At 65.4% G+C, this 8,397-nt stretch carries 7 protein-coding genes and 1 pseudogene; 5 read left to right on the top strand and 3 right to left on the bottom strand.

Features of this window, described 5'->3' with window-relative positions; all coding sequences use genetic code 11:
- From K789_RS0108620 to K789_RS0108610, 3 genes and pseudogenes are all read right to left on the bottom strand, one after another.
- Window positions 1-472 (bottom strand): annotated as a pseudogene (locus K789_RS0108620) (ABC transporter substrate-binding protein); the annotation flags it as partial.
- 168 nt (window positions 473-640) lie between these two features.
- On the bottom strand, window positions 641-2,686 hold the full coding sequence (murJ, locus tag K789_RS0108615; RefSeq protein ID WP_024366406.1) for a murein biosynthesis integral membrane protein MurJ: 2,046 nt from the start codon (window positions 2,684-2,686) through the stop codon (window positions 641-643).
- A gap of 69 nt (window positions 2,687-2,755) precedes the next feature.
- A complete protein-coding gene (locus K789_RS0108610; RefSeq protein WP_024366405.1) occupies window positions 2,756-3,256 on the bottom strand; it encodes an NUDIX hydrolase in 501 nt (166 codons plus the stop codon).
- Window positions 3,257-3,474: 218 nt separating this feature from the next.
- Here K789_RS0108610 and K789_RS0108605 point away from each other — a divergent pair, with 218 nt between their 5' ends.
- The 5 genes from K789_RS0108605 to K789_RS0108585 form a co-directional block, all read left to right on the top strand.
- Window positions 3,475-4,941, top strand: a complete 1,467-nt coding sequence (locus tag K789_RS0108605) for a CCA tRNA nucleotidyltransferase (protein WP_024366404.1) — start codon at window positions 3,475-3,477, stop codon at window positions 4,939-4,941.
- Window positions 4,942-5,526 carry a histidine phosphatase family protein gene (locus K789_RS0108600; RefSeq protein ID WP_024366403.1) on the top strand — a complete coding sequence of 195 codons (585 nt, stop codon included), beginning with the start codon at window positions 4,942-4,944 and terminating at the stop codon, window positions 5,524-5,526. It begins immediately after the preceding gene.
- Window positions 5,527-6,174: 648 nt separating this feature from the next.
- A complete protein-coding gene (locus K789_RS25620; RefSeq protein ID WP_192815752.1) occupies window positions 6,175-6,315 on the top strand; it encodes a hypothetical protein in 141 nt (46 codons plus the stop codon).
- Window positions 6,316-6,499: 184 nt separating this feature from the next.
- The gene (locus K789_RS0108590) at window positions 6,500-7,969 is read left to right on the top strand and encodes a glycosyltransferase family 87 protein (protein WP_024366402.1); all 1,470 of its coding nucleotides are present in this window, start codon (window positions 6,500-6,502) and stop codon (window positions 7,967-7,969) included.
- Window positions 7,962-8,397, top strand: a 436-nt coding sequence (locus K789_RS0108585) for a phytoene desaturase family protein (protein WP_029704782.1), incomplete at its 3' end; no start/stop codon positions are given. The genes K789_RS0108590 and K789_RS0108585, both read left to right, overlap by 8 nt.

Below are 8,397 nucleotides of genomic sequence, written 5' to 3'. Positions count from 1 at the left end.
CGGCCGGTGCGGCCTGCTGCTGGTTTTGCCCATAGTTGATATACCCGGCGTCTACTTCTTCTTCGTCGTAGAGGCCGTCGTAGGTTTCGGGCTCGTTGGAGCGCGGCTGGCCGAAGATTTCGCTGCCCAGCGTGTCGGTAAAGAACGGTTCGACGTAGGGCGGGTTGGAAGAGACCACGAGGTCCAGCAGATCAGCGGCCGACGTGTGGTTGGTGATGAGGTATGTCGTGGCGTCGCTGACCCCGAGGTCAAGGATCTGCACGCTGCCGGGACGCTCGCCGGTGGCCACTTCCCGGGCACTTTGTGCCACTTGATCCGCGTTGCCGGGGCCGGCCACAAGGATGCTCACGGCACGGTTGAGCACCTGGTCCACACCGTCCAGCACCAGATCCTGGTCATGTGAGGTCAGTACAGTGGCAGTGACCTTGTAACGGCCACCAAGTACTGATCCGACATCGATCGGGTGGGACACGGGTTCCTCCTAGACTGTCCGGGAGCCGCTGAACTGATCACTTCATCAGTGACCGCAGGCCGCCCGGTAAGCCGGTGGACCCGTGGTCTGCAACTCCCCTTGTTAGTCTTCGATCCTAGCTGATGCAGTGTCCCGGCCTCGGAAGCACGGCGCTGCGAAGCCTACTGGTTACTTTTTCTTTTTCCCCCCGAACGGAAAATACGGGTTGTGACCGGCCGGGCCCTGGTATGTCCTGCGCCCGGGCAGGGGGACATCGCCGCCCAGGCCGCCCTCCGCGGTGCTGGGCAGATCCTCGGCGGGCAGGTAGCCGCCCTCCGGTCCGCCGCGTCCGGCCCGTTCGTCCTGTTCGCCCAGGTCGGGTCCGGCTCGGAAGGAAGTGGCGTCGAATTCCCCGGAAATCCTCGGAATGAGGCCGGTGTCCACCGAGACAGTGGCACGTTCCGGTCGGGTACGCGCTGCAGCGGCATGGTCAGGAAGGTTCCCGGCAGGGGCCTCCGGAGCCGGGCGGCGGCGCAGGCGGCCCAGCAGCGGCTGCAGGAGGTCGCTCAGCTCGGTCACCCGGAAGAGTTTCAGCAGGAGCAGGTAGGCCGCCAGCATGACGGGACCGACGACGACGATCGTCACCAGTGCGGCGATGGGGGTGCTCCAGGCGAAGCCGTCCCGGCTGTAGCTGCCCAGCAGCCACAAAGCCACGGCACCGGCAAGCGCGGAACCCAGCGCGGCATAGCCCATCCGGATGTAGGAGTTCGCGATCCGCGGGCCGTCCAGATGCCCGAGGAGCCGCCGCAGGAAGACCGCGCTGACGATCACGGACAGGATATTGCCGCCCGTATAAAGGATGGCGATGGCGAAGATGATCTGGTCGAACGGCAGGAACTGGATGGTGAAGGCGGCAACCACGTTCACGAGGGCCAGCACCAGCTGGATGAAGAAGGGTGTCCGGGCGTCCTCGTTGGCGTAGAAAACGCGGGACATCATGAAGTTAGCGCTCATGAAAGGCGTACTGAGGGCAAGGATGGTCAGCGTCTGGGCCAGCATGACGCCGTCCTGGGGAACCCCGCCGGAGAAGAACATTCCCAGCGGGCCGGCCAGGGCGAACAGGGCCAGGGCCCCAAATACCGTCGCCACGGCCATGGTCCGCAGTCCGTGCGAGAGCGCGTTCCGCAGCGCAGCCCGGTCCCCGTCCTGCGAGGCCCGCGTCATTCGGTTGAACAGCACCGTGGCCAGGGACAGGGCAATGATGGAGTGCGGGAGCAGATAGAGCTGGCTCGCCACTTCCAGCACGGCGTTGCCCGGCAGCGAGTCGGCGGCCGGATCACCGGCCTGTTCCAGCCGGAGCCGTTCCGCGCCGGGGATCGTGGCGATGCGCATGACATAAAGGAACGCCAACTGCCCGACGGCGGCCGTCGCCAGGGTCCAGACGCTCAGCCTGGCGGCCTGGCCCAGCCCCACCCCGCGCCAGCCGAAGCGCGGCCGCAGCCCGAGCCGGAGCCTGAACACCGGTACCAGCAGGATGGCGGTCTGGGCAATCACACCGATGGTGGAGAATCCGGCCACCAGCAAGGTCTGGGTGGAGCTCCACGTGTCCAGCGTGTGAGGGTTGGCCGCGTTGGTGCCCATGATGCCGATGAACATGCCCAACCCGGTGATCGCAACAACATTGTTCAGGATCGGCGCCCACATCGCGGGCCCGAACGCGCCGTGGGCATTGAGCACCTGGGTCAGCAGGGCGTACAGGCCGTAGAAGAAGATCTGCGGGAGGCACCAGAAAGCGAAGGACACCGCGAGGGCCTTTTGCTGCGGCGAGTAACCCTGTGTGGTCAGTTGGATGACCCACGGTGCCAGCAGCGTGACCAGCAGCGTGAGTGCCAGCAGCACGAGGACGGCCAGTGTCAGCAGCCGGCTGATGTAGTCCGCCCCCCTGTCCGGGGCCTTGCTCGCCTTGATGATCTGGGGCACCAGGACGGCGTTGAACACGCCGCCGGCCACCAGCAGGAAGATCAGGTTAGGCAGGTTGTTCGCGTTGATGAAGGTGTCGTTGACGGTGGACCCCAGGCCGAGGGCCGCGGCCAGCAGCCAGGTCTTTGCGAAGCCCAGGAAACGCGAAACCAGCGTTCCCGCGGCCATGATGGCGCTGGAACGGACTTCTCCGGATTGGACAGCTTTGGAATCGGCGGGGCCGGAGGGCGCGGGGGTGGGTTTGGCAGATGACATTATCTTCATCGTCTCACCCGCGCACGGCTTAAGGCGCTATCCGCGTCCCCTAAAGGGGATTGTGTGCCCCTAGCGGTGCTCCGGCAGTACTTCCTTGGCGAGGTCGGCGATGCGGCGCTCGTTCGGGAAGGAGAGCTTCCGCGCCAGTTCATGGATGGGGACCCAGGCGACGTCCACGGCTTCCTTGTCCGGATCGTTCTCGATTGTCAGTTCCCCGCCCGTGGCCTGCAGCAGGTAATGGTGGACGGTCTTGTGGACGCGGTGTCCGCTGACCGTGAACCAGTAATCGATGCTGCCCAGCGGCGCGAGGATCTTGCCCTCGATGCCGGTCTCCTCCGCGATCTCACGCACGGCGGCTTCCTCGTTGCTTTCCTTGCCCTCCGGGTGGCCCTTCGGCAGGCACCATTCCAGTCGTCCACCGCGGTTAAGGCGGGCAATGATCGCCACGCGGAGTTCGCCGTCGGAGGTGTCGACCACAACGCCGCCCGCGGAGATTTCCTCCACAGTGGGAAGGGAGGCCTGTCCGGAGTGCTGCACCGGCGCGACATTGGCACCAATTGCCGATGGCAACGGTGCGTTTGTCCTCCTGCCGGGAGCGCTCGGTACGGGATGGGCCATGAAGTCCACTCTAACGACTCTTGTCCGCACTTGATGACCTAAACATGGCAGGAAAGTGGACGGCCGGGAAAGTGGATCGCCCGTTCCGTCCCCGTGCTCAGCGTCAACGGCGGGACTCAGGGAGGATTCGGTGTGGTGCTGGCCGGGATTTCTGACAAGCTTAAGAAACTATGGCGCACCCACATCACGAGACTGACTCGCACACTGTTGATTTCCAGGTAGACCCTGTGGTCCTGGAGCTTGGGCAGCGGTTTGTCGATGCCGGCCATGAGCTCTCCCTGGTGGGCGGCCCCGTTCGCGATCTCTTCCTGGGCCGGGTTTCCCCCGACCTGGACTTCACCACCGACGCCACCCCGGACCAGACGGTTGCCCTGATCAGGAAGTGGGCTGACAACTACTGGGAGATCGGGCGCGCCTTTGGCACCATCGGGATGCGCAAGGCCGGCTTCCAGATCGAAATCACCACCTACCGCGCGGAAGCGTACGAGCCCGACTCCCGCAAACCCGTCGTGGCGTTCGGGAACTCGCTGACGGATGACCTGTTGCGCCGCGACTTCACGATCAACGCCATGGCGCTCCGCCTCCCTGGACTGGAGCTCGTGGATCCTTTCGGAGGGGTCCGCGACCTCCACGCTTCGATCCTCGCCACCCCGGGCGCCCCGGAATCCTCCTTTTCCGACGATCCGCTGCGCATGATGCGCGCCGCCCGCTTCGCCGCCCAGCTGGGCGTGACGGTGCACGAGGACGTCCGGGCCGCGATGTCCCGGATGGCGGAACGGATCACCATGATCTCCGCCGAACGCGTCCGCGAGGAGCTGGTCAAACTCATCTGCGCGGCGCATCCCCGGGCGGGGGTGGACCTCCTTGTCGACACCGGGCTGGCCGACTTTGTGCTGCCCGAGGTCTCCGCCCTGCGCCTCGAATCGGATGAACACCACCGGCATAAGGACGTCTACCAGCACTCACTCCAGGTTCTGGAGCAGGCCGCCGCACTCGAAACGGCTGCCGACGGCGCCGTCCCGGGGCCGGACTTCGTGCTGCGGTTCGCGGCTTTGATGCACGACGTCGGGAAGCCGGCCACGCGCCGCTTCGAACCGGGTGGCGCGGTGAGTTTCCGGCACCACGACATAGCCGGATCCAAGCTGACATCAAAAAGGATGAAGGCGCTGCGCTTCGACAACGACACCATCAAGGCCGTGGCCAAGCTGGTGGAGTTGCACATGCGCTTCTACGGCTACGGCGATGCCGGCTGGAGCGATTCCGCTGTGCGCCGCTATGTCACCGACGCCGGTCCGCTCCTGGAACGGCTGCACCGGCTGACCCGCTCGGATGTCACCACCCGCAACCAGCGCAAGGCCGAGCGGCTCGCCTTCGCCTACGACGATCTCGAGGCCAGGATCGCCGCCCTGCGCGAGCAGGAATCCCTTGAGGCCGTCCGCCCGGACCTTGACGGCGGCCGGATCATGGAACTCCTGGGACTCAAGCCTGGCCCGGTGGTCGGTCGCGCCTACAAGTTCCTGCTGGAGGAACGGATGGAGCACGGCCCGCTGGATGCCGACGTGGCCGAGGCCAAACTGCACGAATGGTGGGCAGCCCAACCCGAGTCCGCCGTCGCACTCTCAACTGAGGAGTCCTAAGTGATTGCACCTTCCAACGGCCCCCGCCCGCAACTGTGGATCCTCCGGCACGGCGAAACCGAGTGGTCCAAGAGCGGACAGTACACAGGCCTCACCGACCTCCCGCTTACCGTCGAGGGCGAACAACAGTCCGTGGAGGCACGCAAGGTGCTCGACCCCGTCGACTTTGATCTGGTACTGACGTCCCCGCTGCGCCGGGCGCGGCGGACGGCGGAACTGGCCGGCTTCCCCGACGCGCAACTGGAGCCGCTCGCGGTCGAGTGGGACTACGGCGACTACGAGGGCATCAGCTCGGACCTCATCCGCAAGGACAACCCGGAGTACCTGATCTGGACCCACGGTGTGCCAAACGGCGAGGCCCTCGATGACGTCGCCGCGCGCGCGGACAAGATCGTGGCCCGGGTGCTGGAATCCGGGCTGGACAACGTGCTGATCGTGGCCCATGGACATTTCTCACGAATCCTCACCGCACGGTGGCTGGGGCTCGATCCGCACGAGGGGCGGCATTTCATCCTGGGGACCGCAAAAGTCTGCACCCTCGGCTGGGATAAGAAGACGCCGGCAGTGGTCCGCTGGGGCCTGTAAATGCGTTGATAAAGTAATTTCAAGAAAGTTTATGAATACTGTAGTCAAGTGCTGCATTCATGGTGTATTTTTATGTCTGACCCCAGAGCGTCCTGCCGGGGTCGAGGCGCGCGTCGCCCGGCCAGTCAGCCGGAGCCACGGCATAACAGAAAAGGAGGTTGGGAGAAATGATTACTTTGACTAGCGGACGGATGTACTTCGTCACCGCCACCCCGGCCTCTGTCGCTGAACCGCGCCCAAATTTCGGCCCGACTGCCTCCTGACTCCTCGTTCGCGGCCTAGTTAGCTTTAGGTCCCGAGCCAGGCGATACCGTCACTTCCCTTCCCGGGAGTGACGTAACAGCGGACTGACCCAGGCGGAACCACGCGGTTGCGCAGCATCCCCAAAGTTCGGAACCCAGCTTCTTGTTGGGGTCGCGGCTTCGCGCGTTCAGGGGCCTTTCTTTCGCTCTTGCGAAATTATTGGATTATCGCCGGGTATTTGCATGCCCAATTGCGGCCTTATCTTTCCTCAATTCACAGAGGCCCTAATTGACATGCCCAATTACTCCCCCAATTTCCAGCACAACCAAAGAAAGGCCCATCGTGGCTATTGCCAGCACTACAGCCCGACCACGCAGCGCGAGCCACCGGAAGGAGGTGACCACCATGAAGCAGAAACTCCAACGAATCCTGCGCCTGAGCCTCAAGCCGGCCCCAAGGCACACGACGCTGTTCAACGGACAACTCCTCGACCAGAAGCGCGAAGACGTCTATGTCGTGATGCACCAGATGGGCCTCATCCGCTGAGGCAGGCCCAGTCCATAAGAAGAAGGAACTGATGACTGACATCGGAACTGATCCGCAAGGAGCCCACGCGGCGACGCGTGGGCTCCCCCCTTCAAGCACCCGCCTGGCCGCCGGTTGAGACGGTTCTTCTGCCACCGCCCGGCGCAGCACGGCCGGCCGCAGCTGCCCCGGTAAGCTCGGGGACATGCAGGAGACAAAGCCGCCGGAGCACCGCAGACGTGTCCGACTGGTCATCCCGAGCCGCAGCGACCCCCTGCTGAGGAACTTCACGGAGCTGGTCGGCGGACCCATGGGCCGCCGCTCGGCCCCCGGCATCGTCTCCCCCGGATTCTTCACCGTGGAACGCGTCCTCATCCTGCTCACCGTCCTGGCAGCCGTGGCCGGCATCCTCCTCAAGTCCTACTGCCGCGCCAGCGGCTGGGAAACCCCGGGCCAGTTCTATGCAACCTGCTATTCGGATTTCCCGGAGCTGTTCAAGAACCGCGGCCTCGGCGACGGTGCCTTTCCCTTCATCACCCAGGGGACGTTCTTCGAATACCCCGTCCTGATGGGATTCATCGCCGGCGCCACGTCCCTGCTGGTGCCCGGCGAGGGCGTCTCCGCGGGCCGGATTCTTGCCTACTTCGACATCAACGCCGCCCTGATCGCCGCCGTCTGGATCGTCACGGTACTCGCCACCGCACGCATGGCCCGCCGCCGGGCATGGGACGCAGCCATGGTCGCGGTGGCCCCCGGCATTATCCTTGCCGGCACCATCAACTGGGACATGTGGGCCGTCGGCCTCCTCGCCCTCGGCATGTTTTGCTTCTCCCGGAACAAGCTCGTGCTGGCCGGGATTTTCATCGGACTGGGCACTGCCACCAAGCTTTACCCGGTGCTGGTCCTCGGCGCGGTCCTGCTCCTTGCCCTGCGGACCGGCAGGGTCCGTGCCATCCTGGTCACCGCCGGCGCCGCCGCCGCCGCGTGGCTGGCCGTCAATGTCCCCGTCGCCGCCGTCAACCCGGAGGGCTGGCGATACTTCTACCAGTTCACCGAGGACCGGCCGGCCGGCTACAGCTCGCCATGGTTTGCCTACAACCTTGTCGCCGGCCGCCTGGGCTGGCTCCCCCTGCAGGCGGAAGCGATCAACACCCTGGCCCTGAACCTGTTCGTGCTGGCCTGTGTGCTGGTCGGCGTCCTGGCTCTCGCTGCTCCGCAGCGGCCCCGGCTGGCGCAGCTCGCCTTCCTGATCGTTGCCGCGTTTATCCTGACCAACAAGGTCTACTCGCCCCAGTTCGTGATCTGGCTCATCCCGCTGCTTGCCCTGGCCCGGCCGCGCTGGCGGGACTTCCTGATCTGGCAGACCTTCGAAGGGCTGCACTGGGCGGCAGTCTGGCTGTATCTCGGACAGGTGACCAGCGGCGGCGTCTCCCAGCACAATATTGATATGCCCTACTACGTCCTCGCCGTGGTCTTCCATATGATCGCCACCGGCTACTTGATGGTGCGGGTGGCCTGGGACATCTGGGACCCCCGCTATGACGTGGTCCGCCGGCACGGGATGGACGATCCGCAGGGCGGCCCGTTCGAAGGCGTTCCGGACCGCTTGCGGGTGGACCTGCTGCACCCCGCTGCGTCCGTGCTGCCCTGGCGCAAGGCGTCCGCGGATGCCTGATGTCGCCGTCGTCGGATCAGGACCGAACGGGCTCGCCGCGGCGGTGACGCTGGCACGCGCCGGACTGAAGGTGCACGTGTACGAGGCGGCGCCAACACCCGGCGGCGGTCTGCGCACAGCGGAACTCATGGAGCCCGGCCACTTTCATGATGTCTGCTCGGCGGTCCACCCGATGGCCCTGGCCTCGCCGTTCTTCCGGCAGTTCGAGCTGTCCCGGCGGATCCGGCTCGAGGTTCCCGAGGTCTCGTACGGCACACCGCTCGACGGCGGCCGGGCGGCCCTTGCCTACCGCTCCCTTGAGCGAACGGCAGCCGGTCTGGGGCGCGACGGCGCCGCGTTCACACGGCTCATGGGCCCGCTTGTACACCGCGCGGACGGCATCACGGACCTGACGTTGAACCAGCTCCTGCGCCTGCCGAGGGACCCTG

This window comes from Arthrobacter sp. TB 26 (genome assembly GCF_000427315.1).
GTDB lineage: Bacteria > Actinomycetota > Actinomycetes > Actinomycetales > Micrococcaceae > Arthrobacter.
The sequence above is the reverse complement of the archived record's forward strand: the minus strand, read 5'-3'. Positions and strand labels throughout refer to the sequence as shown.

Bases quoted from the DNA above. Each gene is read 5' to 3' on its own strand.
- murJ (WP_024366406.1), bottom strand. From the start codon at position 2,686: ATGTCATCTGCCAAACCCACCCCCGCGCCCTCCGGCCCCGCCGATTCC.
- K789_RS25620 (WP_192815752.1), top strand. From the start codon at position 6,175: ATGAAGCAGAAACTCCAACGAATCCTGCGCCTGAGCCTCAAGCCGGCC.
- K789_RS0108590 (WP_024366402.1), top strand. From the start codon at position 6,500: ATGCAGGAGACAAAGCCGCCGGAGCACCGCAGACGTGTCCGACTGGTC.
- K789_RS0108605 (WP_024366404.1), top strand. From the start codon at position 3,475: ATGGCGCACCCACATCACGAGACTGACTCGCACACTGTTGATTTCCAG.